15 protein-coding genes are annotated in these 24,564 nt (G+C 59.9%); 13 read left to right on the top strand and 2 right to left on the bottom strand.

Annotation, left to right across the window (positions count from 1 at the left end):
- Positions 1–100: 100 nt before the first annotated feature.
- The 7 genes from ACIPOO_RS13085 (at position 101) to ACIPOO_RS13055 (ending at position 10,468) form a co-directional block, all read left to right on the top strand.
- A complete protein-coding gene (locus ACIPOO_RS13085; protein WP_400607352.1) occupies positions 101–2,764 on the top strand; it encodes a hypothetical protein in 2,664 nt (887 codons plus the stop codon).
- Positions 2,761–3,252 carry a hypothetical protein gene (locus tag ACIPOO_RS13080; protein WP_400607350.1) on the top strand — a complete coding sequence of 164 codons (492 nt, stop codon included), beginning with the start codon at positions 2,761–2,763 and terminating at the stop codon, positions 3,250–3,252. Before ACIPOO_RS13085 ends, ACIPOO_RS13080 begins: the two co-directional genes overlap by 4 nt.
- Complete coding sequence (locus ACIPOO_RS13075) at positions 3,206–3,997, top strand: hypothetical protein (protein ID WP_400607348.1); 792 nt, start codon at positions 3,206–3,208, stop codon at positions 3,995–3,997. Before ACIPOO_RS13080 ends, ACIPOO_RS13075 begins: the two co-directional genes overlap by 47 nt.
- Before the next feature lie 475 nt (positions 3,998–4,472).
- Positions 4,473–4,838 carry a lysozyme inhibitor LprI family protein gene (locus ACIPOO_RS13070; protein WP_400607768.1) on the top strand — a complete coding sequence of 122 codons (366 nt, stop codon included), beginning with the start codon at positions 4,473–4,475 and terminating at the stop codon, positions 4,836–4,838.
- A gap of 602 nt (positions 4,839–5,440) precedes the next feature.
- Positions 5,441–6,325, top strand: coding sequence for a hypothetical protein (locus tag ACIPOO_RS13065; protein ID WP_400607346.1), 885 nt, complete (start codon positions 5,441–5,443; stop codon positions 6,323–6,325).
- Positions 6,309–6,977: a hypothetical protein gene (locus ACIPOO_RS13060; RefSeq protein WP_400607344.1), complete on the top strand. Its 669-nt coding sequence runs from the start codon at positions 6,309–6,311 to the stop codon at positions 6,975–6,977. The genes ACIPOO_RS13065 and ACIPOO_RS13060 overlap by 17 nt, the downstream gene beginning before the upstream one ends.
- 1,223 nt (positions 6,978–8,200) lie before the next feature.
- Positions 8,201–10,468: an FdhF/YdeP family oxidoreductase gene (locus tag ACIPOO_RS13055; RefSeq protein ID WP_400607342.1), complete on the top strand. Its 2,268-nt coding sequence runs from the start codon at positions 8,201–8,203 to the stop codon at positions 10,466–10,468.
- A gap of 110 nt (positions 10,469–10,578) precedes the next feature.
- Here ACIPOO_RS13055 and ACIPOO_RS13050 read toward each other — a convergent pair whose 3' ends face one another.
- Both ACIPOO_RS13050 and gspG read right to left on the bottom strand, forming a co-directional pair.
- Positions 10,579–11,769: a type II secretion system F family protein gene (locus tag ACIPOO_RS13050; protein WP_400607340.1), complete on the bottom strand. Its 1,191-nt coding sequence runs from the start codon at positions 11,767–11,769 to the stop codon at positions 10,579–10,581.
- Between the two features lie 5 nt (positions 11,770–11,774).
- Positions 11,775–12,233: a type II secretion system major pseudopilin GspG gene (gspG, locus tag ACIPOO_RS13045; protein ID WP_274130690.1), complete on the bottom strand. Its 459-nt coding sequence runs from the start codon at positions 12,231–12,233 to the stop codon at positions 11,775–11,777.
- A gap of 238 nt (positions 12,234–12,471) precedes the next feature.
- Here gspG and ACIPOO_RS13040 point away from each other — a divergent pair, with 238 nt between their 5' ends.
- The 6 genes from ACIPOO_RS13040 to ACIPOO_RS13015 all read left to right on the top strand — a co-directional run bounded on the left by ACIPOO_RS13040 (position 12,472) and on the right by ACIPOO_RS13015 (position 24,554).
- Entirely contained in the window at positions 12,472–13,128 is a 657-nt protein-coding gene (locus ACIPOO_RS13040; protein WP_400607766.1) for a lytic transglycosylase domain-containing protein, read from the top strand.
- 341 nt (positions 13,129–13,469) lie between these two features.
- On the top strand, positions 13,470–19,304 hold the full coding sequence (gene mnxG, locus ACIPOO_RS13035; RefSeq protein WP_400607337.1) for a manganese-oxidizing multicopper oxidase MnxG: 5,835 nt from the start codon (positions 13,470–13,472) through the stop codon (positions 19,302–19,304).
- Positions 19,305–19,485: 181 nt separating this feature from the next.
- Entirely contained in the window at positions 19,486–21,444 is a 1,959-nt protein-coding gene (locus ACIPOO_RS13030) for a cytochrome D1 domain-containing protein (protein WP_400607764.1), read from the top strand.
- Positions 21,441–22,088: an SCO family protein gene (locus tag ACIPOO_RS13025; RefSeq protein ID WP_274130692.1), complete on the top strand. Its 648-nt coding sequence runs from the start codon at positions 21,441–21,443 to the stop codon at positions 22,086–22,088. The genes ACIPOO_RS13030 and ACIPOO_RS13025 overlap by 4 nt, the downstream gene beginning before the upstream one ends.
- A 254-nt stretch (positions 22,089–22,342) precedes the next feature.
- Complete coding sequence (locus tag ACIPOO_RS13020; RefSeq protein ID WP_400607335.1) at positions 22,343–22,984, top strand: SCO family protein; 642 nt, start codon at positions 22,343–22,345, stop codon at positions 22,982–22,984.
- A 10-nt stretch (positions 22,985–22,994) separates the two neighbouring features.
- Positions 22,995–24,554, top strand: coding sequence for an ABC transporter substrate-binding protein (locus ACIPOO_RS13015; RefSeq protein ID WP_400607333.1), 1,560 nt, complete (start codon positions 22,995–22,997; stop codon positions 24,552–24,554).
- Positions 24,555–24,564: the final 10 nt, after the last annotated feature.

The raw sequence follows: 24,564 nt of genomic DNA, 5'->3' as shown, positions 1-24,564 counted from the left end.
CACTCGCCTGAAAGGACTTCCCCTCACGTCCTCTGCTTTCACCCATTCGTAGCAGTCGAACTTTTTGACGGACCAGACATACGCAGGAGCGAACCTCACCGTGACCAATCTCTTTGCCCGCATTTACGCACTCGATAACCCCGACGCGCCGTTGCCGCCAGGTCTTGATATCTCTTCAAGAGAACCATCCCCAGTCAATGCCGAGAACCTGCAACCGGTCAAGAACTGGAGCCATCCGTTCCGGGACAAGCGCGATCCGCTGATGCAGCTCACCCACCTGGCAAAGGCCGGTGGCGGGTTCTATCCGCTGGCGGGCAATGGCCTGTGGCACGGTGGGGTGCATTTTGATGGCGGCACTGCAGGCACCGGGGATCAGTCCAGCGTGCATTGCCTGGCTGACGGTGAAGTGGTGGCCTACCGCATCGACACCCTGTCGCCGACCACCACCTACTGGATCAACAAGCTGCCGGTGCGCAGGCCGTTCTCGCGCAACTTCGTGCTGGTGCGCCATCGTCTGCAGGCCCCTGCCATCGAGGGCAGCAAGGACACGCCGCCCAGCCTGATTTTCTACAGCCTGTACATGCACCTGCAGGACTGGGTGCAGTACGACACCGACCCGACCATCCCACGACCGCCTTTCTGGTCCGAAGGCAGCACGCGCTACGTCAAGGACAACGTGAACGATGAGCGTGTCGGTCATCCCGGGGTGAAAGGCTTGAACATCCGTCATGTGGCGCACAAAGGTCAGGTGATCGGGCTGCTGCCACGGGGCGCAAAAGTCCAGGTCAGCGGCGAGGGGGCTTTTCGCCGGCTGGAGAACACCCCAGGCCCAGAACACCTGATAGGCGAAGATGGTGCACTGCGCGGCTACGTCGCCGCCGAACTTCTTGAGCCCATCCCGGGTGGCCTTTACCGGGTCAATACAAACGATCCGCTCAACATTCGTCCGCAGCCGGACACGCTGCAAGCGCCCATTGGCGAGCTGTTCAGAGACACCGAAGTCGCGGTTAGTGGCACCGGTACATTCCTGAAACTGGAACGCATCAACCAGTACGTCCACTACGACTCGTTGCAAGGCAAACAGGAACCGAAAGCCTTCGACAGCGTCGTGGTGCTCGACAAGCCAGTGCCCATCAAAGCAGGGGACCTGATCGGCCATATCGGTATCTATCAGGAAGCCCATGCCGACCGGCCGGAACACAAGCTGCATCTCGAAGTGTTCACCAGCGAACCAGTGGAACCGGTCATCAAGCGTTTCCGAACCTGGGAGTCGAAGCTGCCCGCCAGCGGCAGAACCTGGCTGAAACTGGTCAAGGGCACACCGGTGGTCCGACATCAGGAGCGCTATAGTGCCGAGCAACCACCGAGCCTGCACCACGACAGCACGCCCAGCGACGGCCAGTTGCTGGTGCCGAAAAGCCTGCTCGACGGCCTGCCGACAGCGTGCAAGATCGCCGTGCCTGAAAAAGACGGACGCAAGGCCTGCAATTGGTACCGCCTCGACAAACTGCTGCATGACGCCAGCCAGACCCTGCTCGACGGCTGGGTGCGTGAAGAGGTCGGGGTTACGCCCTGGGTCAGCCCCTGGGCATGGGAAGGCTTCGACACCCTGTTCAACTTCGACCCGCCCGAACACCTGATGGCCTCCTTCATGCGCGCCACCGGCCGTCTCAACGACGTGCAGCGCGCCCGCTATCGCGCCACCGCCGACAGAGTGGACAAGGGCCCGATTCAGGAACGTCTCTACGACCTCATCGACCGTAACCGCGACGGCAGGGTTACCGGAAGCGAAATCCAGACCGCCCTCAACCTGCCAGCCCACGCGCAGTCGATTGCACAACTGATCGTCCACAGCGACAGCGAATGGCACCACACCCCGCGCAAGTGGGACGCCCTGGATGAACTGCTCGGCCATAGCGGTTCAACGCCGAACAGGAACTGGCTGGCGGAGAAAGAGCGGATTCGGGAGATGAGTTGGTGGGGGCAGGTGGCGCCGGGGGTGGGGTTGCCGGGGCATGGGGGGGTGTATCACTTGCATCCGGTTGGGTTGCTGAGTGCCTTCAAAGCCGCAGATCAGCTAGACATCACAGCGGGACAACTACGGCAGATCTTCGATAGAGCGTCAGACTCAGATATAGATCATGTGCTCGCAGAGATGAACGGTCGTTGGGCGGAATTCAAGCTGGATTCCAGGTCCCTGCAACGCCACTTCTTCGCTCAAATAAAAGGAGAGGTTGGCAGGGCAATGATGGGAGTAACGGAGGACTGGGAGTTTTCGCCGAAAGCGTTGTTAGCAGCAAGCTCTTACTATCGAGCCAACCCGAATGAGGCCGAGGCCGACGGTTATCTGAAAGACGCTTCAGGCAAAATCATTCGACGCGCGAATCAGCGCGAAATTGGTCGCAAGCATTTTCAACGACTAAACGGAAATAGAGCTTCACATCCAGATGACGGCTACATCTTTCGGGGACGAGGCCTGATTCAAATCACGGGCTACGAAAAGTACTCAAAATTTATGCGCGACTACCCTCTGCATTGGGACGATAATCCTCCCAGCATAGTTCAAGATCCTGAATTGGTGAATAAGATGCCAACGGCAATTAGAACTGCTATGTGGTTTTGGGTAAAATATGAGATCCACAAAAAAATTACAGATGGGGGCATTGCTGACGTCGCAAGAATCACCCGTGCTGTGAATGGTGGAAACATGGGGCTTAAAGAAAGAGAAGAGGCATTTGAAATAGTCGAGAAGATTTTGAAATGAAGATTCTTCCTTTTATAGTACCGTTTTTTTGGATTCAAATTTCTTTTGCTGGCGAAGCAGACCCTCACCTCTGTAGAGGCCAGGAGATTAAAATCGCTGGATGTCAGTTAGCCGAAACCAAGGCGCGACTCTTATCATTTTGTGCAACGTCAGACAGAAAAACAATATTTTATAGATTTGGTAGTCGCTCAAATCTGGAAATGGAGCAGATATTTACGTCAGAAAATCCATTGCACAGGTGGGTAGATAAGGCGACATATACTACATATCTGGGCTTCAGGGTTTCGGCATACTCCTATGTTTTTGGCGTTCCGCAAGAGACTTTCGGAGCGCGGGCCTTCATAGGCGTAGAAAAGAATCAAGAGGAAATAATGAGCAGGCTGTGCACTCAGAATTCGTTCGGGGAAAAGCAGCTGCGTAGCAAATCGATCCGAGAGGCAGATGATGATAATATTCGGAATAATAATTTTATCTTCCCTCCACACTGACTGGATGCTTCTGAGTGCTGCTGCGAGCGCGAAGCCAGATAAGTGCACCCAGTACGGCAGAGAAATTGCTTATCCGTCGATCGTAAGCCAAGGTGCCACGATATGTTTCGTTTACACCGAAACACCTCAAGAGTATGACGGCCAGCTGTCTCGACCTGCAGATGGCGTTGCGGTTTACGCTGCGACGGATTTAGGAACTTTGCCAATCCCGTTTGAGCTTCCCTACGCGGGTACCGCTGGAATGATTGTTGATTCCTTTGTCGTAGCTGATGAGATGCTTGGCAAGGAAAAGCTTTTTGTAGTTCATAGCTTTATGACGCCCAGGTCATGGGAGGTTGTTGGAGATATTTACAGCGTAAGCGTGTTCGGTATCGAAGCAGGAGTTTTGGTGCGAGATGAAAACGCTTCTCGTTTTTTTGGTTTTGGTGGGGATTTGATACGAGAAGAAGTAGGGCTGCGATTCTCGTATCCGTTTAAAACAAGAAGAGATGTAGAATTAATAATCCAGTCATCGCTGTATAGAGCGCGTGTCGATCAGCGCGAAATTTACGCTTCGGTCAGTGAAAAAGCATTTCTATATGAGGGTGCGCTGGAACCTTTTGTTCAAGTCAAAGCAAAAAAGTATCTCTTAAAAGGTGATCGCGTTTTGGTGTTGGACGCTACGGAGGGGTGGTGCAAGGTTAGCTATGGACCTCCTGCAAAAAATATAGTTATGTGGCTGCAATGCAAATCTTTAAGTGTTTGATTATTTGCTTGCTCTGGCACGGTGGAGGAAAGGAAAGTAGGAAGCCCTCATCGGTTAGGGAGGGTGTCAAAGCGGTTGCGGGTGCAGGCATGTTAATGCTGAGCGCTTTTGCGATGCGTACTGCTTTGATGAGGTGCTGTTGCTATAGTACGAATTCAGGTGGGAGTGCATATAGACCCTAGTTACACGATTTGGAGCGTCGATTCTGGTTTGAATAAGCCTGTAAGTTCATACAGAACGAATGTACGGGCCTGCGCCGTGAAAGACACAAGTAAATTACAGATGGGGGGTGTTGCTAACGTCGCAAGAGTCACCCGTGCTGTAAACGGTGGAAATATGGGACTCAAAGAATGAGAAGAACCATTTGGAGTAGTCGAGAAGGTGTTGAGATGAAGATTCATCCTCTGGTGCCTGAAGAGCAATAGGGGAGGAGGTGGTGGTGAGAACTAAGGCGATAGGTATTCTTCTGCTTCTAATGGCGGTGTCTGCTCCGGCTACCTCTTTGGAAACGGGAGAATGCGCCAACGATGTATCTGAGCAAAATATTTACGTATGTTCAAAGGAAATGTTGGAGCGGGCAGATGCTGAACTGAATGAGATTTATAGACGAAGACAGAATGATATCGCCCAGTCTTATAGACATGATCCCGCTGCTGGGAAAATGCTGCTTGAGCATCTAAAGAAATCTCAAAGATCGTGGATCCCTCTAAGGGACGAAAATTGCCGAATGGAGAGTTTTTTTGTCGACGACCAAGCTCCTGCGTATGAGGTTATTAACAATGATTGCATAGCGCGAGAGTCGCGTAGTAGGACAGATTATTTAAAGGGCCTAAAGTTTTGAAGGAGCTAAGCTTATATAGCCCTGTTAGTATATTAATTTCTTGGATGGCTTGACCGGTTTTTGGTTTCTGGGAAGTGTGAGGAGGCAGTGTGCACATTAGTTTGCGTGGCTGAAATGTTGATTTTGATCTTCATGCTGGAGGCGGACGAGGATGAGGTTGAAATGAGTAGCTACACTGTTTTACACCTCGACGCCGCACAAGAACTGATATGCGGAGAAAGAGCGGACCAAGGAGATGAGTTGGTGTGGTCAGGTGGCGCCGGGGCTGGCGCTGCCGGGGCATGGGGGGAATTACTTGCATCCGGTGGGGGGTTGGTAAGTAGGAAGTTATTCGGAAGCTTCAATTATTTATTGGTTTCAAGGGGTAAGTTACCCAGAACTTAATGGAACTCTGAATAACATATATTTAACCGCCGCTTGCACTGGCGATTGCGCAACTGATCATCCACAGCGACAGCGACAGCGACAGCGACAGCGACAGCGACAGCGACAGCGAATGGCACCACACCCCGCGCAAGTGGGACGCCCTGGATGAACTGCTCGGCCATAGCGGCTCGATGCCAAACAGGAACTGGCTGGCGGAGAAGGAGCGGATTCGGGAAATGAGTTGGTGGTCGCAGGTGGCGCCGGGGGTGGGGTTGCCGGGGCATGGAGGGGTGTATCACTTGCATCCGGTTGGGCTGGCTAATCGATTTAGAGCTCACCCTACCTGCATTTTACTTACCGACGCTATCGCTCTAGCGCTAATTGTTAGCGGCGGTTATGAAGGCAGGAGCAAGCTGGACTACCACGCGCTTGCCGATGATTTTGATGGGCAAGGGACATCTTTTGGCCTGATTCAGTGGAATTTTGGCCAAGGAACGTTAGGAAAACTGCTTCTGAAGATGCTTCAGCTAGATAGCGCGGCCTTTGCAGGTAGCTTTCCCGAAAATACCGATTATGAGAAGCTAAAAGATGCTTTGCTATCGTCCAATATTATTTCGCAGATAGAATGGGCGGAAAATATTATACGAAATAATCGTATTGGTTGGAAAAAAGCTTTTACTGCATTGGGAGACGTGGAGGCATTCCAAGAAGTTCAGTTGCGTGAGGCTGCTAGGTTTCATGATAATGTGGAAGGGTGTGTCATAGAGATGCGCCGTTTATTCCCAAGTCTGATGGTAAGGGTCGAGCTCCGTACATATGTGGCACTCTATGATCTTTGCGTGCAGCAAGGTGGGTTGAATCGAGGAAAAACATTAGAAAATATTAGAATTAGATTGGGAAGCGAGAAAGTTAATTCTCAGCAAGATTTGTTAAAAATTTGCGTGCATGAGCGCGCGAAAACTGCGAGTCGTCAGTGGGCCGCGGATTGCTTGAGTCGTCGGCTGGGCATCATCGTGGGCAGTAGTCAGGCTGTTGAATTGAATGGTGTCAATGCTCGGAGAGCCAACGCGAATTTCCATATTCTTGAAGCGTATGAGGGTAAGCATGTTTGTGAAATATAGAATTTTACACACATTGGTATTGTTATTTTCTCTTAGCAACGTTTGGGCGGTCGAGCCTGTTGGGCACAACGTTTCCGATGGAAGTGATGGTGTAATGGCCCCAGAGTGCGAGGACGAACTTGAATGCGTAAGAGACATCACAAAGCTTGAGCCAAGCGTGGTTGAACTCTGCGAAAGTCCACGAGCTATTGTTCAATCGAATGGCTCCGACCCAGAACGTTTTTTAGTTAGCTGTGACTGCGAGTGTACTTCCCATGATAATTTTGGATGGCTTGTGGACATGCGAACTGGTCCAGGTGCTCCAGTGGTGCAGAAAACAGTTTTGGGGAGAGTGTATACGGCCCATATGCTGTCGAAGGCGCCTGTTGTGATTAGGGATGGTTTCTCCTCACACCCTTTTTGCGAAGTACTTGATTCTGAGAAGTTGCAAAGTGCAGTTTTTATTAGCTTGATGAAGCGTCCGACTGGTGCTGAGGATGTACCTTATTGTTATTATCCAGCTTATGTTCGAGATAAGAATGGGGTATTGAAAATTGAGACGGATACCTATAGGGATGGCTACGGTCGTGACCTTATGCTAGATCTGGAGGGGAATGAGGCGTCCGTAATAATTGAAGCATTAAGGAGGATTGTAAATAAGAAGGCTTCATAGTGCGCGGGTCCAAAGGCTAAAAGCAACTTTCGGCAAAATATAAAATTTCATGAGCTGGGTAGCTGTTTTCTAATGCCCTAGCTAGAGATACGAAGTGCTATCTACGACTTGAGCTTTCACCATGCCTACGATTAAGGCAGTACGAATCGAATGTGGCATCAGACTCAATTTCGTGGAAAAATCTTGATGGGCGAGTGCGGGACATTACCGTTGAACTCGTATACCAGCAAAGAAATATTGGGAAGAGGCAGTTTTCTTATATTCTCCCCAACGGTCCAGTGTCGCTGTCAGAATATATAAAAAATACGCCCGAATTAGCTCAGTATGAAAAAGGTCGGAGGCGAGCTCAATATCTCTTGGAGGACTAAAGGTCGTGCTGCATTTTATGCATTTACTTAATTATACCATTGGCGTTTTTATTTTTTGGCTTGTCAATTTCTACGCAGGTGATCGCTAAAGATGATGATCGTGAAGCGTGGGAGGGCTGTTATATAAGCAGGAGCGCTTTGTGCACGACCCCCGACACTGGTGAAGATTGCTCCGGTGAATTTAAAGACACTTTAAGAATAACGCAAGCTGATAAGGGGTATCTGATAGATCTGTACAGTACTCAGGCAAACTATCATGTTTGCGCTTTTTCCATGCATATGGATCTGGTGGGCGGATCACTGGTAGGAAAAACTCCCTCCGGAGATCTGCGACTGGAAATTAACAATCGCGCATTGGAGATTTTCTCGAAAGGTATAGATCCTACGGCTTCCGGATTAGGCGTGTGTGGGGCCTATGCGGATATAAATGGCTTACAGTTTCCATTAAACAGCAAAATCCAAACGGCGTGTGATTTGGCAAGGTAAGAAGCATGCTTACTCGAGAAAGTTGCCCCTGCCAAGCGCCGAAAAAATGACTTTCTGCGGGCTGCGGCAAGGCTAAGGCTGAATCGCTGGTGGTCTTGGCTCGCAAGCTTTGCCCATGTCCCCTATCCCTGATGCTAAACCTGGTTGGGTAGGAGGGTAGGCAGGACCCAAGTGCTGTTGATGGCTTGATCCGGCCTTGAAAGAAACGCGCCACGATTCGTCGTGGCGCGTTTTTTTATGGGCTCGGAAAGTGGCGCGAACAGTCATTTGGTAATTGCCGCCCGGCGGCGGTTGTCTTGACAGGGAAGGGGGCACTGCTAGCGTAAAACCTCTGCATCAAGGTGCACCTCGACCCGGTGAGGAACGATCATGGCGACCAAACGCAAAGTCCCCGGAATACGCGACTACGACGGCCCCGCAGGCGGGTGGGGTGCCTTGAAGGCCACGGCCACAGCGGTGCGAGAGCAGATGGACGCGTTCAAGGCGCCGGTCACCCTGCTGCGCACCAACCAGCCGGACGGCTTCGATTGCCCCGGTTGCGCCTGGCCTGACAGCGAACACAAGTCGACCTTCCAGTTCTGCGAAAACGGCGCAAAGGCGGTTACCTGGGAAGCCACTCATAAACGGGTGACGCCGGAGTACTTCGCGGCGCACCCGGTGGCGGATCTGTTGAAGCGTTCGGACTATGAACTTGAGGATCTGGGCAGGCTGACCCACCCCCTGGTGTATGACCGCAATTCAGACACTTTCAAAGCCATTGAATGGGAGGCAGCCTTCGCCCGAATTGGCGAAATACTGCGCTCGTTAAAACCCGATGACGTGGAGTTTTACACCTCCGGACGCGCTTCCAATGAAGCGGCGTATTTGTATCAATTGTTCGTTCGCGCCTACGGTACCAACAACTTTCCCGACTGTTCCAACATGTGCCACGAAGCCACCAGCGTCGGCCTGCCGCGTTCGATCGGCATCGGCAAGGGCACGGTGTCCCTGGAAGACTTCGACAAGTGCGAACTGATCATCTCGATGGGGCACAACCCCGGCACCAACCACCCGCGCATGATGGGCACGTTGCACGAAGCGGCCCGGCGCAAGGTGCCGATCATGGTCTTCAACCCGCTGCGCGAGCGGGCGCTGGAACGCTTTGCCGACCCGCAGGACATGATCGAGATGGCCACCTTCGGCTCGACGCCCATCGCGTCGTCCTACTTCATGGTCAAGGGGGGCGGTGACGCGGCGGCGATCAAGGGCATCATGAAGGCGCTGCTGGAGCTGGAGAAAAACGTCGGTCAGGTGCTGGATCATGCCTTCATCGCCGAGCACACCAATGGCTTCGAGGCCATGGCCGCTGACCTTGAAGCCACGGCGTGGGCTGACATCGAAAAGGCCAGCGGGCTGCATCAGGCCGATCTGGAAATGGTCGCCGCCGCCTATGCCAAATCCAACGCGACGATCCTGGCCTACGGCATGGGCATCACCCAGCACAACGAGGGGACGGCCAACGTTCGCCTGATCTGCGACCTGTTGATGCTGCGCGGCAACATCGGCAAACCGGGCGCGGGTATCTGCCCGCTGCGCGGCCATTCCAACGTGCAGGGTAACCGCACGGTGGGCATCACTGAAAAACCGTCTGCCGCCTTTCTCGGCAAGCTTGAAGAAGTGCTGGGCTTCAAGCCCCCGGCCGGTCACGGCCACGACGCAGTGCAGACGGCTCAGGCGATGATCAATGGCACGGCCAGGGCGCTGATCTGTCTGGGCGGCAATTTCGCGGTGGCCATGCCGGACCCTGCCCAGTGTTTCCCGGCCATGGCCTCACTGGACCTTGGGGTGCACATCGGCACCAAGCTCAACCGCTCGCACCTGTTGGTATCGAAGGAAACCTTCATTCTTCCGTGTCTGGGCCGCACCGAGCTGGACGTGCAGCAAGGCGTGCCGCAATCGGTGACCGTGGAGGACTCGATGTCGATGATTCACGCCTCGGCGGGCAAGCTCAAACCGGCGTCTGAGTTTCTGCGCTCGGAGCCTGCCATCGTCGCCGGCATCGCCCACGCGACCCTGCCTGGCAGCTCGGTGCCCTGGTTTGAGCTGGTGGCCGATTACGACAGGATTCGCGATCTGATCGAGAAGACGATACCGGGCTTCGAGGATTTCAACGCCCGCATTCGGGTACCCGGCGGTTTCCGCATGCCGCTGCCGGCGGTTGATCGCACCTGGAATACGCCCTCGGGCAAGGCCGAGTTCTACGTCTTCGAGGGGTTGCACGAGGATCTGGTGGTGGAGGGCGACGATGTCCTGCGGCTGGTCACGCTGCGCAGCCATGACCAGTACAACACCACGATCTACGGCCTGGATGACCGCTATCGCGGGGTGTTCGGGCGTCGCGATTTGCTGTTCATGAGCCAGGCGGACCTTGACGCCAGAGGGCTTGAGCACGGGGATCTGGTGGACATAGAAACGGTGTCCGACGGTACGCCGTTGCGCTACGAGGGGATCACCGCCATCGAGTTCAAGATCGCCCAGGGCACCATCGGCGCGTATTACCCCGAGGCGAACAGCCTGGTGCCGCTGGATTACCTGGACAAGGACAGCGGCACGCCGTCGTATAAATCCGTTCCCGTGCGGGTGCGGCGGGCTCATTAGTGATTCATTCACCGGCATAACAGCAGGCTTGAGGACGCCCCCGCCGGCAAGCCGTGCTGCTACGGGATAGGGGGCGGATCACAAATCTCGCGAGCACCCACCGCCAAGCCTCAATGAATACTCGACGCCAGTTCGAAGATCGGGATGTACATCAGGATCACGATCATCCCGATCAGCAACCCGATGAAGGTCATCAACAACGGCTCGAACAGGCGCACGAACCATTCGATCCAGCGGCTGATTTCCTCGTCGTAGAAGTCGGCGGTGCGTTCCATCATCTGGCCCAGGTTGCCCGACTGTTCACCGGCGCGCAGCATGCGCAGCGAGACCGGGGTCGAGAGGCTGTTCGCCTCCAGTGCCACCGACAGCGCCTGGCCTTCGCGAATGCGTTCGCTGGCCTGGTCGAGCCGCATCTGCGACGCGCTGCCCAAAAGGTTGCGCACCATGCCCATGGCCGTGAGGATAGGAATCCCGCCTTGCAGCAGAATCCCCAGTGAACGATAGAAGCGCGCCAGCTCGTACATGAACACCCGCTGATGCACCGTGGGCACCTTTTCTATCGTGCGGTTGAAGGCCAGGCGAAACCTGCGCTGGCGCACCAGCATCACCGAACCCAGCACGAATGCCGCCATGCCGATGGCGAAGTCCATCTGGTGGGCATGCAGGAACATCCCGGTTTCCATCAGGATGCGCGACAGCCACGGCAGGTTCGAGCCCAGCCCCTCGAACACCAGGCTGAAGCGCGGCACCACATACCCCATCAGGAACAGCACCACCGCGCCGCCGACGATCAACAGCAGCATCGGGTAGACCGACGCGCTGACGATGCGCTGGCGCACTTCGTCCATACGCTTGCGGTAGGCCACGTAGCGCCCCAGGGCTTCGCCGACTGCGCCGGTCTTCTCGCTCGATTGCACCAGCGCCACATATAAGGTGGGGAACACCGCCGGAAACTGGGTCAGCGCCTGGGAGAAGGATTTGCCTTCATAGAGCAGCCGAACCAGCCCGCCAAGGGTCTTGCGTGCTCCGGGAGCGGTTTCTTTTTCCGCCAGGCTTTCCAGCGCGTCGATCAACGGCAGGCCTGCGTTGAGCAGGGTGGTCAGTTCCTGGCTGAACAGCACCAGATTGAATGTTTCCGGTTTGCGAATGCCGCGGATCACCCAGCGCGATTCGGCGCGTACATTGAGCACGCGCATCCCCTGAGCTTCCACCAGACCCTGCGCATCGACAGAGCTGTCCGCATCCATCGCCAGAGACAAGACTTCGCCGCGCTTACCCACGGCCTTGATCAGATATTTCATGGTCGTCACTGCCAGTTGGTGACTTCAGCGTCTTCGCCCTCGCCACCGGGCTGCCCGTCCTTGCCCATCGACAGCAGGTCGTATTCGCTGTTTTCGCCGGGGTAGCGGTAGATGTAGTTGCGGCCCCACGGATCCTGGGGCACGGCTTTTTGCAGGTAAGGCCCGGTCCAGCGGGTTTCCTCGGGCGGCGCGGCGACCAGCGCCTGCAAGCCCTGTTCGGAAGAAGGGTAGTGGCCGACTTCCAGCCGATACAGGTCCAGGGCCTTGGACAGCCCTTCGATCTGTGCTCTGGCCACTTTGGTTTGGGAGCGACCCAGCTGACTGAAGTATTTGGGGGCCACGATGCCGGCCAGCAGTCCGAGCACCACCAGCACCACGAGCAATTCGAGGAGGGTGAAGCCGGCCTGGCGATGACCTTTGGACAGTGGGCTTTGGTACTGCGCACAACGGGTGAAATTCCCCATGGAAACCTCCGCAGACTGGGTTGTCTGTGAGGGTCATGCAATTGCCGTGCGCGCTGACAGCCCCGGCCTTGAGCTTTTTTCGCGGGCCTGCTGGGCCGGGCATTTGCCGGGTGATGGCAGTTCGGCACAGCCTTTGCGTTCAGCCCTGCCGTGGCACCGCGAGTGGGGAATAACCCCCAGTTTTAGCGAACGTGCCCCGGGAGGCACGATGGATCTTGAGCGTAGGTTCAGAGGCGTGATGCTGACGATGTGCACGCCGTTGTTGATAGCGCCGTTGTTGGTAGTGGCACCCGCCCAGGCCGACGTGTACATCTCCAGGAGCCCCAATGGCGGGTTCATCATTTCCAACGTCAAACGCCCCGGCCGTGATGTGCAGCGGGTCTTTCACGAGCCTGTGTATGCCGGCCAGGGCATCCGGGCGCCGATTGCCAATGACGTGGCCGCCGCCGACGGCAGCGATGAAAAGAGCATGACGGCCAGCCAGCGGCCCTATGCCCAGGAGGTTTCCCAAGCGGCGGCCAGCAACGATTTGCCTGAGGCGTTGCTCCACGCGGTGATTCGCATGGAGTCCGGCTACAACCCCTCGGCAGTCTCGGTGAAGGGCGCTGCCGGGCTGATGCAACTGATGCCGGACACGGCGCGGGAGATGGGCGTGACCAACGTCTGGGACCCGGGCTCGAACATCCAGGGCGGCGCCAAATACCTCAAGCAGCTGATGGTGATGTTCGGCAACGACGTGTCCCTGGCCGTGGCGGCCTACAACGCAGGCCCTGCGGCGGTGAGCAAACGCGGCAACGTCATCCCGCCGTTCGCCGAAACCCAGCGCTACGTGCCCAGTGTATTGCGTGATTACCACCGGTTGCTGGGCGATGCCGGCACGGCGCTGGCGAATTGAGCCGGGATGCATACGCGGTCCATGCAACACCAGATCCTGTGGGAGCGGGCTCGCCCGCGAAGAGGTCGGTACATCCGGTACATGTGTTTCGACGGGAATGCAGCCTTCGCGGGCAAGCCCGCTCCCACAGGATCGGGCGGCCATGAGGGAAGAATCAAAGGCGCTGGGGGTTGCCCCCACTTCCGGGGAATGGGTCTTTCGAGTGCTGGTCATTCCCCAGAAATTGAACGAAATACGCAGTCAAGTGCTTGATTTCATTGGCTCGCAGTTGTGGCACGGTCGTTGCTCAGAGCTCTCCAAGTGCAGTTTTGTACCCGATCCGTTACGGAGGACCCGTCACGATGAACCGGCTCAACTCATCCCGCTTGCTCAACTTCATCCTGTCTGCCGGCGCGCTGTTTGCCGTCGAGGACACCGTCGAGGCAGCCGTGCGCTGCGAGCGCAATCTGGTGGCCAATGTCGTGGCCCTGGATCAGCCCCTGATGTACAACCGCCTCGGTGCGCAGAATGCCAACGGCATGATCTACGCCCTGCGCGGCGACGTGGTGGACGAGAACAACGTGCTGCTGACCCAGGGTGGCGTCGCGGTGCCGGGCAAGGTGACGTTGCGGCCGGACAAGCGTCCGCGGCCGATGGTATTGCGCGTAGCGGCGGGGGATTGCCTGACCATCACCCTGCAAAACCTGCTGGCCCCCCAGGCCAACCCCAACAGCGATGGCTTCGACCCCGAAGAGCCGGAAGGCGCCGAGGGTGAGGATGAGAACGAAGCGCTCCATGCGGGCAGCGGGATGCCGGCTGAATTCGTGGTCAACGACCAGGTGTCCGAGCGTTTCGTGGGCTTCTCGGTCAACGGCATGCAGGCGGTCAACAGCATCGCCGACATGTCTTCCAACGTCGGGCGCAATGGCAACTTCCTGGTCGCGCCGGGCGGCACCCGTTCCTACACCCTGTATGCCGAGCGCGAAGGGGCGTTCAACGCCAACAGCCAGGCAGCGACCTTCGGCGGCGAAGGCACCTCCGGCAACATGGCCAACGGGCTGTTTGCCCAGGTTGTGGTGCTGCCCAAGGGCGCGCGGTCCTATCGCAACGTGCTCGCTGAGGAAGAGATGCGTCTGGCCAGCGTCGGCCGCGCACCGACCGGCCAGCCCATCGTCGATTACGAGGCGCGCTACCCGCAGCGCCAGCCGTGGATCACCGAGGGCAAGGCAGGCAAGCCGATCATCAACATGATCAACGGCAACGAGATCGTCAACAGCGAAACCGACGCCCTGGTGATGGGTCCGAACACCGACGGCAGCTTCCCGCCCTCGACCTATCCCCTGGAAAGCATCGGCAAGCGCAACCCGGCCTATCCCAACCGGCTGGAGCCGTTCCGCGATTTCGCCGCGGTGTTCAACGACGAATCGGCGGTCACCCAGGCGTTCCCCGGTTACTTCGCGGACCCGGTGTTCGGCCACATGCTGGAGCCGACCCGCGACGCCTTCATGATCAACTACGGCTCGGGCGGTATCGGTGCCGAAGTGATCGCCAACCGGCTGGGCGTGGGGCCGATGCACGACTGCCTGTCCTGCGCCTATGAAGAGTTCTTCCTCAGCTCCCACACCGTGGGCGATATCGGCATGCTGGTGGACGTTCCGGCGAACGTCGGTCTGGAGCAGATCCTGCCGGGCCAGGTGCCGCCCAGGGACGCCACCGGAATCAAGGCCAGCATGGCGCTGTATCCGTCGGAGCCTTCCAACGTCAACCACAGCTACATCGGTGACCTGGTCAAGATCCGCAACACCCACAACGGCAAGGAACAGCACATCTTCCACCTGCATGGCCACCAGTGGCTGTTCAACCCCAATGACGACAACTCCGACTACATGGACGCCCAGGGCATCGGGCCGGGTGTCGGCTATACCTATGAAATCGCCAACGGCGGTTCGGGCAACCGCAACCGGGTGTCGGGCGATGCCATCTATCACTGCCACTTCTATCCGCACTTCGCCCAGGGCATGTGGACCATGTGGCGGGTGCATGACGTATTCGAGGAAGGGACCCGGCTTGAGGTGTCTCAGGCCAGCAACGACGGGTTCCACACCACTCCGTTTGCCTTGCGCAGCGGTAAACCGGCGGCGGGTGCCCGCGCTTTGCCGGACGGTGAAATCGTTGCGGGCACACCAATTCCGGCCATCGTGCCGCTGCCGGGCAAGGCCATGGCGCCGATGCCTGGCAAGGTTGCCGTGGTGCCCAAGCTGGGCGAGCTGGTGGCAGCCAATGATGACGACGATGACGACGCCGGCCATGAGGGCGGGCAGAAAGTGATTGGCTCGGTGGTGCTGGTGGACCGCAGCGAAGCCAACCGCAACGCGGACGGTTCGCTGAAGAACCCAGGCTATCCGTTCTGGATCGGTGGCATGGAGAGCACCGTCGGCCAGCGTCCGCCGACGCCGCCTCTGGACATGCTTGATGCCGCCAAGGCCACGGCCTTGCGCAACAGCGGCAATGCCCTGTGGGCCAACCTCGACCCGCTGCAATCCGGTGGCTGGGACGGCGGTCTGCCGCGCCATGCGCTGGACGGCGTCGCGGCGGGCGGCGAAGCCGAGGTGGTGACCACGTCCACTGATCTGTCCAAGATCGTGCATAAGGCCAAGGCCGTCTTCATGCCGGAAGAGGGCACCGACGTCGAACAGGCGGCCATGCGCTTTCACGCCAAGGCCGATCACCCAAGCTTTGCGTTGCTCCCCGGCAAGCAGTTCGTGGCCAAGGCCTTCCGCACCAACGGCGCGTTGCCGGTGGCCGGTGCGCCATTCTATGAGCCGTGCATGGACGACCAGGGCAAGCGCCTCACTACCATGGCCGGCGCGGGGATGTTCAACAGCGGCGAGACGCTGAACAGCATGTCGTTCACCGGCTCCTCGCAGTACACCGCCGACAAGCCACGGGTCTACAAGGCCGCCAACCTGCAGTTCGATGCGGTCTATAACAAGGTCGGCTATCACTTCCCCCAGGCGCGCATCCTGGCGCTGTGGGAAGACGTGTGGCCGGTGATCAACAAGCAGCGCCCACCAGAGCCGCTGGTCATGCGCATGAACACCTTTGACTGCGTGATGTACCAGCAGACCAACCTGATTCCCAACGTCTACGAGCTGGACGACTACCAGGTGCGCACGCCGACCGACGTCATCGGCCAGCACATCCACCTGCCAAAATGGGACCTGACCGCTGCCGACGGTTCGGCCAACGGCTGGAACTACGAAGACGGCCTGCTTTCGCCCGCCACGGTGGTGGAGCGCATTCATGCCATTCGCCTGTTCAACCAGTGCTCGGAGGCCGACCCTCGCGACGGCACCCAGGCGTGTCCGAAAGCCAAATCCCACCCGTACTTCGGCCAGTTCGGCCGCGCCGACTGGATGGGTGCGCGCACGGCCATGCAGCGCTGGTTCGCCGACCCGGTCATCAATACCCGTGGCGTGGACCGTGGCCTGGGCACCATCTTTACCCACGACCACCTGGGCCCATCGACCCATCAGCAACTGGGCCTGTACGCCACCGTGCTGGCTGAGCCGGCCGGTTCCACCTGGTTCCACTCCGAGACCGGCGAACAGCTGTACAGCGGCGCACGGCAGGACGGCGGCCCGACTTCATGGCAGGCGGTCATCAACACCGGGGACCTGGACGGCGACGGCAAGAACGACAGCTACCGTGAGTTCTTCATGGAGTACAGCGACTTCGTGCATGCCTACGAGGCGGGCGTCTATGTCGGCGCCGGGCCCAACGGCGTGCCGAACGGCCGTGCCTATCCGGCCAGTGCCAACAGCTTCCGCTACGCCATCAATCCGCCGGGGCGCAAGGCGGCGTCGAATCTGCTCGATTCGGTGCTCGAAGCCGGCAGTGGCGAGCTGGAAGGTTGCCCGCTGCGGCCTTGCCCGCAAGCGATCTCGGTGGATGATCCGGGCATCTTCGTCGTCAACTACCGCCATGAGCCGGTCGGCCTTCGCGTCTACGACCCGAACCGCACCGCGCCCGACGGCAAGCCGGGAATGCAGGCCGCAGGGCTTGCGGGCGACCTAGCCTATGCGCTGGAAACCCGTACCGACCGTGCCATCCCGGCGCTGAACCTGGCACCGAGCGCGATCACCTCGGCCACCGGGCCCACCGGCGGCGTGACCCAGTTCCCGCCGCACATCAACCGTGGCGGCGACATGCCGGGCGACCCTTTCACCCCGATGCTGCGTACCTACACCGGCGACAACGTGCGTCTGCGCCTGCATGCCGGCGGTCATGAGGAAGAACACAACGTGACCCTGCACGGCGTGAAGTGGCTGCAATCGGGCACCGGTTTCGGCAACAGCTCCAATTCGGGGTGGAAGTCCTCGCAGATGGTGGGCATCTCCGAGCAGATGGGCTTCAACGCGCCGATCACCACCATCTCCAGTGCGGCCAGTGACACCGGCGACTACCTGTACTCAATGGACGCGTCGCTCGAAGGCTACTGGAACGGTATCTGGGGGATCATGCGCAACTATGGCTCGCAACGGAACGATCTGTTCGCGCTGCCCAACAACCCCAAGCCGGTGATCGCGCGCAACACCGTGGCCTTCGACGGCATCTGTCCGCGCTACACCGCCAACATCAACGGCGTCGGCACCCGGCCAACGGTGCAGCGTAACTTCGAGGTGGTGGTGGCCCTGGCCAACGACATCCTCGGCAACCCGCTGAACCTGACCATTGGCGATGCTACAGGGCAGGGCCAGCACGTGGGTGCGCCGCTCAATCCGGCGGGCGGTACGCTGGTGTACAACAAGCGTGCGGTGACCATTCCTCAGGCGACCGTGGTGGACGAGGAAACCGGCCTGACCCTGACCCTGGGCGGGCAATCCGGGCCGCTGCATGACCCGACCGCAATCCTGTACGTGCGCAAGGCCGACCTTGATCCGATCACCGGCAAACTCAAGGCCGGGGTGCCGATCGAGCCACTCATGCTGCGCGCCGCCGCCGGCGACTGCATCAACGTGACCCTGGAAAACCGCCTGCCTGCGGCCATGCCTGACCTGCCGAACTACGCCGTGATGGCCGGCACCGTCAAGCGCGACCGCAACGGAGCCCAGGGCTCGACCACCTTCAACAACAACCTGATCCGGCCGTCGAGCCACGTGGGCATGCACACTCAGTTGCTGGCCTACGACATCACCAAGTCCGACGGATTCAACGTGGGCCTGAACCCAGTGCAGACCGTTGCTCCGCGTGTCGGTAACTCGGGTGCCTGGCCGACCCGCGCCTACCAGTACTACGCGGGCCACCTGGAGCGTGAAGGCAAGCCGGTCTCGCAACTGGGCCGGGCGGTGGACAACATCAACACCACGCCCATCGAGTTCGGCGGCTTCAATCTGACCTCGGCGGACATGATCAAGCAGCCGCAGAAAGGCCTGGCCGGTGCCATGACCGTCATGCCGCTGGGCGCGACCTGGACCGAAGACAGCAGGTCGCGGGCCAACGCCACGGTCACCGTGACCGGGCAGACCGCCTATCGGGACTTCATGCTGGTGATGCAGAAGTCGCTGAACATGCGCTGGGCCAACGGTCGTCCCGTGGAGAACCTGGCCGCCGAAGGCAATGGCGTGCCAGCCGACCCGCAGGACAACTCCGGCATGGCCATGAACTACCGCTCCGAGCCTTTGTGGTATCGCTTCGGCAAAGCGCCGGACGCACCGTTCGGGCACGCCGACGGCCAGGGCTTTGCCGATGTGCCCAACGCGCACATGGCCTACAGCAACGCCCTGGTGGGTGGCGATCCGCAGACGCCGGTGCTATATGCCAAACCGGGGCAACCGTTCCGTACCCACCTGACCGTGCCGGGTGGTGGCAGCCGCGGAACCACCTTCCAGCTCGACGGGCACGTCTGGCCGATGCACCCGTTCCAGCCCGAGAAATCCGATGCCGGTGGCTACCCCATGGGGCCGTCGGGCGTGGGTTCGGTGCGCTTCGCCTACAACCCGATGTCGATGTACATCGGCGCCCAGGAAAGCCTGCTGCCAGCGGCGCATTTCAGCCTGATGTTCCCCAGTGCCGGGGGCGCCAACGCCGTACCGGGTGACTACCTGTTCCGTGACTACGCCGGGTTCGGCAACGTGTCGGGACTGTGGGGCATCCTGCGTGTGACCAATGATCCAGAACCTGCCGCAGCGCCCTAGGCGCGATGGCTGAACGAAGCGACCGGATGTAGCGGCAGGCCCAACAACAAGAATCAGGGCCTGCCCGACACAACTCATCGGAACCTGCGCGATGGCGCACCGTTCCTCAAGGGGGGGCAGCGTGAACGGATGGATCAGAGGGGCTTTTGCAGGAGGCGCGCTGGCGGTGACGCTGTCGTTGATGGGGCATTCGGGTGACACCCCCAAGAGTGCCGACGTGACGGCCAGTACCGGTGATACACCGCCCAGCATGCCCGTGGTCGCCAACCAGCGGGAAGTGAGCAGAAACGGGGTGACCGTCAAGTTCGAAGCGCGACCGCTGAACAACGGTCCGCTGACCGAAGGCATGTTCGCCGACGTGCGCTTCAGCGTGACCGACACCGCCACCGGCCAGCCACTGCCAGGCATCGCCCCCGGCGCCTGGCTGGACCCCAGCGTTGCCAGCGACGCGGGCGCCAATCATGACCAGCAATGCAAGTCGCGGGTGGGGTTGTACCTGAAAAGCACCATCGGCGCGCGGCCACTGCTGGACCTCAACAGCTACTTCCTGATGGTGCTGAACAAGGACGCCAGCGCCACGGTGATCGACCCGACGGTGTCGGTGGGCGGCATCACCAGCACCATGAGCCGCATTGCCCTGAAACAACCGGGCATGGACTGGACCTCGACCAACGACGACAAACGGGTGTTCGTGTCGATGCCAGGCGCCGATGAAGTGGCGATCATCGACGCCGAGAAATTCCAGGTACTCCTCAGCATTCCTGCCGGCACCCATCCGCTGCGCGTGGCCCTGCAGCCGGACGAACGCTATCTGTGGGTGGGCAACAACGCACCCAGCGAAGCGGCCAGCGGCGTGACGGTGATCGACACCCAGACGATGAAAGTCGTGAGCTTCCTGCAGACCGGCCTGGGGCATCACGAGATCGCCTTCAGCAAGGATTCACGCTACGCCTTCGTCAGCAGCCGCGACGCAGGCACCGTCAGTGTGATCGACATCGCCAGCCTGAGCCTTGCGAAAACCCTGAAAACCGGTACGCACCCGCTCTCCGTGGCCTATTCGCCGTTGTCGGATGCGGTCTATGTGGCCGACGGGCAACAAGGCACGGTCACCGTGATCGATGCCAACAGCCTGGAAGTGCGCAAGGTGATCACGGCGCAGCAGGGGCTGGGCCCGATGGATTTCAGTGGCGACGGGCGCTACGGCTTCGTGCTCAACACCTTCAACAACCACGCCGTGGTGATCGACGCGGCCAGCGACACCGTCATCCATAACCTGGAAGTCTCGCCCGAGCCGTTCCAACTGACCCTGACCCAGAAATACGCCTACATCCGCGGCCTGGCCTCGCCACGGGTAACCATGATCAACCTCGCAAGCCTGGGCAAGGACCGCCAGCCGATCCTGCAGTCTTTCGAAGCCGGCCCGTCGGCGCCCAGGCTTGCCGGGGATCTGCCGCTGGCCACGGGCCTGACCCAGGCGCGGGACAACGACGCGGTGTTCGTGGTCAACCCGGTGGACAACACCACCTACTTCTACGCCGAAGGCATGAACGCGCCGATGTCCGGCTATCTCAACCGGGGTAATGCCGCCCGTGCCGTGCGTGTGATCGACCGCAGCCTGCGGGAAGTCGAGCCCGGGGTGTACAGCTCGCGGGTGCGCCTGCCCAGTGCCGGAAATTTCGACGTGGCGTTCATGCTCAACCAGCCGCAGCTGATCCACTGCTTTACCGCTCAGGTGGAGGTCAACCCGGCGCTGGAAAAACGCCTGGCCGTGCCTCGAGTGGCGTTCCTGCTGGAGCGGCGCTTCGAGCCCGTCGGGCAACTGGTGCCGATCCGCATTCGCCTGGTTCATGGCCGTGGCGACCAACCCATGACCGGTGCCAAGGACGTCTACCTGCGCTACTTCCTGGCCCCAAGCTCACGGCCTCGGGAGGTGCTTGCCACCGAGATCGGCGACGGTATCTACGAGGCCAAGGCTGACCTCTCCGAAACTGGCGCCTATTACCTGCACGTGCGCTCCGAGTCGCTGGGCATCAAGGCCAGCGAGCAGTCCTACGCCAGTCTGCGGGTGATGCCGGTGGATCAGTCGCCGGTGCACCTGAATAACCAAAGCCCATCTGTTTCCGACAGGATGACGCCATGAAAACACTGTTGAGTTTTTCGCTGTTGGCCTTGTTGATCGCTCCATGCTCCTCCCAGGTGTACGCCCATGGCGGCGCCGACCATGCGCAACAACACAAACAGGTGACCCAGGAAAACGCCGTGGTGCGTTTCGCCGATGTGTCGCTGACCAACCAGAACGGTGAGCCGGTGAACCTCAAGCGCGATCTGGTCAGCGACAAGATCGTGGTGATGGGCTTTGTCTACACCACGTGCACCACGGTGTGCCCGGTGGTGTCGTCGATCATGGCCAAGGTGCAGAAGCAATTGGGTGCCAAGGTAGGCAATGAAGTGCAGATCGTGTCGATTACCGTCGATCCGCTGCGCGATACCCCGGCGCGCCTGCTCAGTTACGCCAACCGCTTCCAGAACGGCCCGGGCTGGGCCTGGCTGACCGGAACCCCGCAGGCGGTCAACGAAACCCTCAAGGGCCTGGGCACCTGGACTGCGGACCCTGCCAACCATCCGCCGCTGATCATGGTCGGCGATGGCCGTAGCAGCCACTGGACCCGCTATTACGGCTTTGCCGACCCGGCGCTGCTGGTCGAGCGGGTCGAACAACTGCGCGCCGACCGCGTGTCCAAGCCCGTGCGCCACGGGACCTATGTGATGGGGGATCAGCCATGACCCGCTCCCACCCACACCACCAATCCTGTAGGAGCGCGCTTGCCCGCGACGGCGTCGTGTCAGACACCGATGGGTTGAATGCTGCACCGCCATCGCGAGCAAGCTCACTCCTACAGGTTCTTTGCGCCTGTGCCGCAATGCCTCAACCACACCACCAACCCTGTAGGAGCGCGCTTGCCCGCGACGGCGTCGTGTCAGATACCGATGGGTTGAATGTTGCACCGTCTTCGCGAGCAAGCTCGCTCCCACAGGGAATGGGGTGTTTTCAGAATTGGCGGTGGGGCTGGGCATTGGTCTTGTCCGTGGCGATGCCGCTGGCCTGGGCCCACGATGGCCATGTGGAGCCGACGCTGGCCAAGGCTGCACCGGTGCAGGTCGCGCCGCCGTCCAGCGGCACCCATGACGCGCTGACCTATTTCACCGACACGCCGCTTCAGGACCAGGACGGCAACATCGTGCGTTTCTACAGCGACGAACTCAAGGACAGGCTGGTCCTGCTCAACGTGGTGTTCACTCACTGCGACGAGGCCTGCCCGTTGATCACGCGCAAGCTCAAGGACGTGCGCCAGGCCATGGGCGAGCCGCTGGCGAGCAAGGTGTATTTCATCACCCTGACCAGCGATCCGAAACGTGACACGCCCCAGGTGCTCAAGGCCTTCGCGGCCAAACACGGGGTGGACGGCCCCAACTGGCGATTCCTGACCGGCACCCAGGAGCAGATGGACCTGGTGCTCGGCAGGCTGGGGCACATCATTCCAACCCCCGAGCAGCATTCGACGCAGTTGATCGTGGGCGATGTGGCGACCAAGCGCTGGGCGAAGATCCGCCCGGACGCACCGGTCGATGCCATCGCGCAACGCTTGCAGTTTCTGACCCTGCCTGTGGCCGGGCGTTGAGGAGCAGACCATGAAGACCTCGCTGGCGCTGTTCAGCCTGCTGTGGTGCCTGACCGGAACAGCCCATGCCCTGGAGCTGAGCCCGTCCGAGGCCGCAGGAAAGCGCCTGTACCGCGAGGGTGTGTCGGCGAGCGGGGCAGAAGTGTCGGCGCGGATCGGCCTGTCGGGCACCCCGATCCCGGCAGCCACCGTGCCCTGCGCCGGTTGCCATGGCAGCGACGGGCGCGGGCGACCGGAAGGCGGCGTGCGTCCGCCGGACATCACCTGGCGCAGGCTCAGTGCACCCTATGCGCAGCAGGTCAGGGCAGGGCGCAGCCGACCGCCGTACAGCGAAAGCGGCTTCTCCCACGCGATCATCGAAGGCATCGATCCCGCAGGCCAGGGCCTGGACCCGGCCATGCCGCGCTTCGTCATGTCCAGCCAGGATCAATCCAATCTGCTGGCCTATCTCAAACGCCTGGAAGACGACGCAGACCCCGGCGTGCAGCCCAAGGCCCTGCGCCTGGGCACCTTGCTGCCGTCCGAAGGGGCGCTGGCGCCGCTGGGCGACACCGTGGCGGCGGTGTTGGTCGGCGCGCTCACCGCGATCAACGACGCAGGCGGCATACACGGCCGCCGGCTGGAACTGGAGATCGTCGACCCGGGCCCCGATGCCGCCAGCGCCGAACTCGCCCTCAAGCGCCTGAGCGGCGAAAAAGGCGTGTTCGCCCTGATCTCACCGCTGGCTCCGGCGCTGGACAGCCGCCTGGCCGGGTTGCTGGAACAGGCCCATCTACCGCTAGTGGGCTCGGTGTCCTTGCTGGGACTGCAACAGGACAGCCCAATGATTTTCGAGCCGCTGCCGGGCATGAGCGGGCAGTTGCAGGCGCTGGCCGACTACGCCGCCAGCCATCTGAACCTGACCCGCCAGAAAGTCATGGTGGTCTACGAAGACAGCCCTCTGGAGCGCACCCAGGCCGAAGGGCTCAAGCAGCACCTCAATGAACAGGGCTGGAGCGACGTCAATCTGCGGGTCTACGTGGCGGGTGGCGGGCTGGCGGGGGACGTGACGAGCGATCCTGCCCAGGGCGTGTTCTTCCTCGGCCGCCCCGATGACCTGCGCGCCATGGCCGAAGCGTTGCAGGAAGCCGGGCAGGCGCCGTACCTGTTCGCGACTTCCGCGCAAGCGCCGGGGGATGTCTGGAACTTGCCCGGGGTGTTTTCCCGTCGGCTGTTCCTGGCGTACCCGTTCGTGCCCAGTGACTGGACCGCCGAAGGCAAGGCCGCGCTCGCTTCGGTGCGCGAGCGCAGTGGCCTCAAGGGCCAGTACGCGGTGTTGCAGGTGGACGCCTGGTGCTCAGTGCTGCTGGTGGCCGAGGCATTGCGACAGATCGGTCGCAATCCCGCCCGCGAGCCGCTGATCAAGGCGCTGGAGGGGTTGCACGATGTGAAGACCGGATTGACTCCACTGTTGGGGTTCGGGCCGGGGCAACGGTTGGGCATGTCGGGTGCCCACGTGGTGACCGTTGATTTGCAGCAGCAGCGATTCGAACTGATAAGCCCCTATGTCAGGGTCAACGCTGCCAATTGAAGTGAGATTT

Source organism: Pseudomonas sp. NPDC090201, assembly GCF_044746825.1.
In the GTDB taxonomy this organism is placed as follows: domain Bacteria; phylum Pseudomonadota; class Gammaproteobacteria; order Pseudomonadales; family Pseudomonadaceae; genus Aquipseudomonas; species Aquipseudomonas putida_AD.
This window is presented reverse-complemented; position numbering and strand designations above follow the sequence as displayed.

Excerpts from the sequence above, each read along its gene's own strand:
- ACIPOO_RS13060 (WP_400607344.1), top strand. The coding sequence starts at position 6,309 with ATGTTTGTGAAATATAGAATTTTACACACATTGGTATTGTTATTTTCT.
- gspG (WP_274130690.1), bottom strand. The coding sequence starts at position 12,233 with ATGGGGAATTTCACCCGTTGTGCGCAGTACCAAAGCCCACTGTCCAAA.
- ACIPOO_RS13055 (WP_400607342.1), top strand. The coding sequence starts at position 8,201 with ATGGCGACCAAACGCAAAGTCCCCGGAATACGCGACTACGACGGCCCC.
- ACIPOO_RS13050 (WP_400607340.1), bottom strand. The coding sequence starts at position 11,769 with ATGAAATATCTGATCAAGGCCGTGGGTAAGCGCGGCGAAGTCTTGTCT.
- mnxG (WP_400607337.1), top strand. The coding sequence starts at position 13,470 with ATGAACCGGCTCAACTCATCCCGCTTGCTCAACTTCATCCTGTCTGCC.
- ACIPOO_RS13020 (WP_400607335.1), top strand. The coding sequence starts at position 22,343 with ATGGGGTGTTTTCAGAATTGGCGGTGGGGCTGGGCATTGGTCTTGTCC.
- ACIPOO_RS13030 (WP_400607764.1), top strand. The coding sequence starts at position 19,486 with ATGGGGCATTCGGGTGACACCCCCAAGAGTGCCGACGTGACGGCCAGT.
- ACIPOO_RS13065 (WP_400607346.1), top strand. The coding sequence starts at position 5,441 with ATGAGTTGGTGGTCGCAGGTGGCGCCGGGGGTGGGGTTGCCGGGGCAT.
- ACIPOO_RS13040 (WP_400607766.1), top strand. The coding sequence starts at position 12,472 with ATGCTGACGATGTGCACGCCGTTGTTGATAGCGCCGTTGTTGGTAGTG.
- ACIPOO_RS13025 (WP_274130692.1), top strand. The coding sequence starts at position 21,441 with ATGAAAACACTGTTGAGTTTTTCGCTGTTGGCCTTGTTGATCGCTCCA.
- ACIPOO_RS13070 (WP_400607768.1), top strand. The coding sequence starts at position 4,473 with ATGGCGGTGTCTGCTCCGGCTACCTCTTTGGAAACGGGAGAATGCGCC.
- ACIPOO_RS13075 (WP_400607348.1), top strand. The coding sequence starts at position 3,206 with ATGATGATAATATTCGGAATAATAATTTTATCTTCCCTCCACACTGAC.
- ACIPOO_RS13015 (WP_400607333.1), top strand. The coding sequence starts at position 22,995 with ATGAAGACCTCGCTGGCGCTGTTCAGCCTGCTGTGGTGCCTGACCGGA.
- ACIPOO_RS13080 (WP_400607350.1), top strand. The coding sequence starts at position 2,761 with ATGAAGATTCTTCCTTTTATAGTACCGTTTTTTTGGATTCAAATTTCT.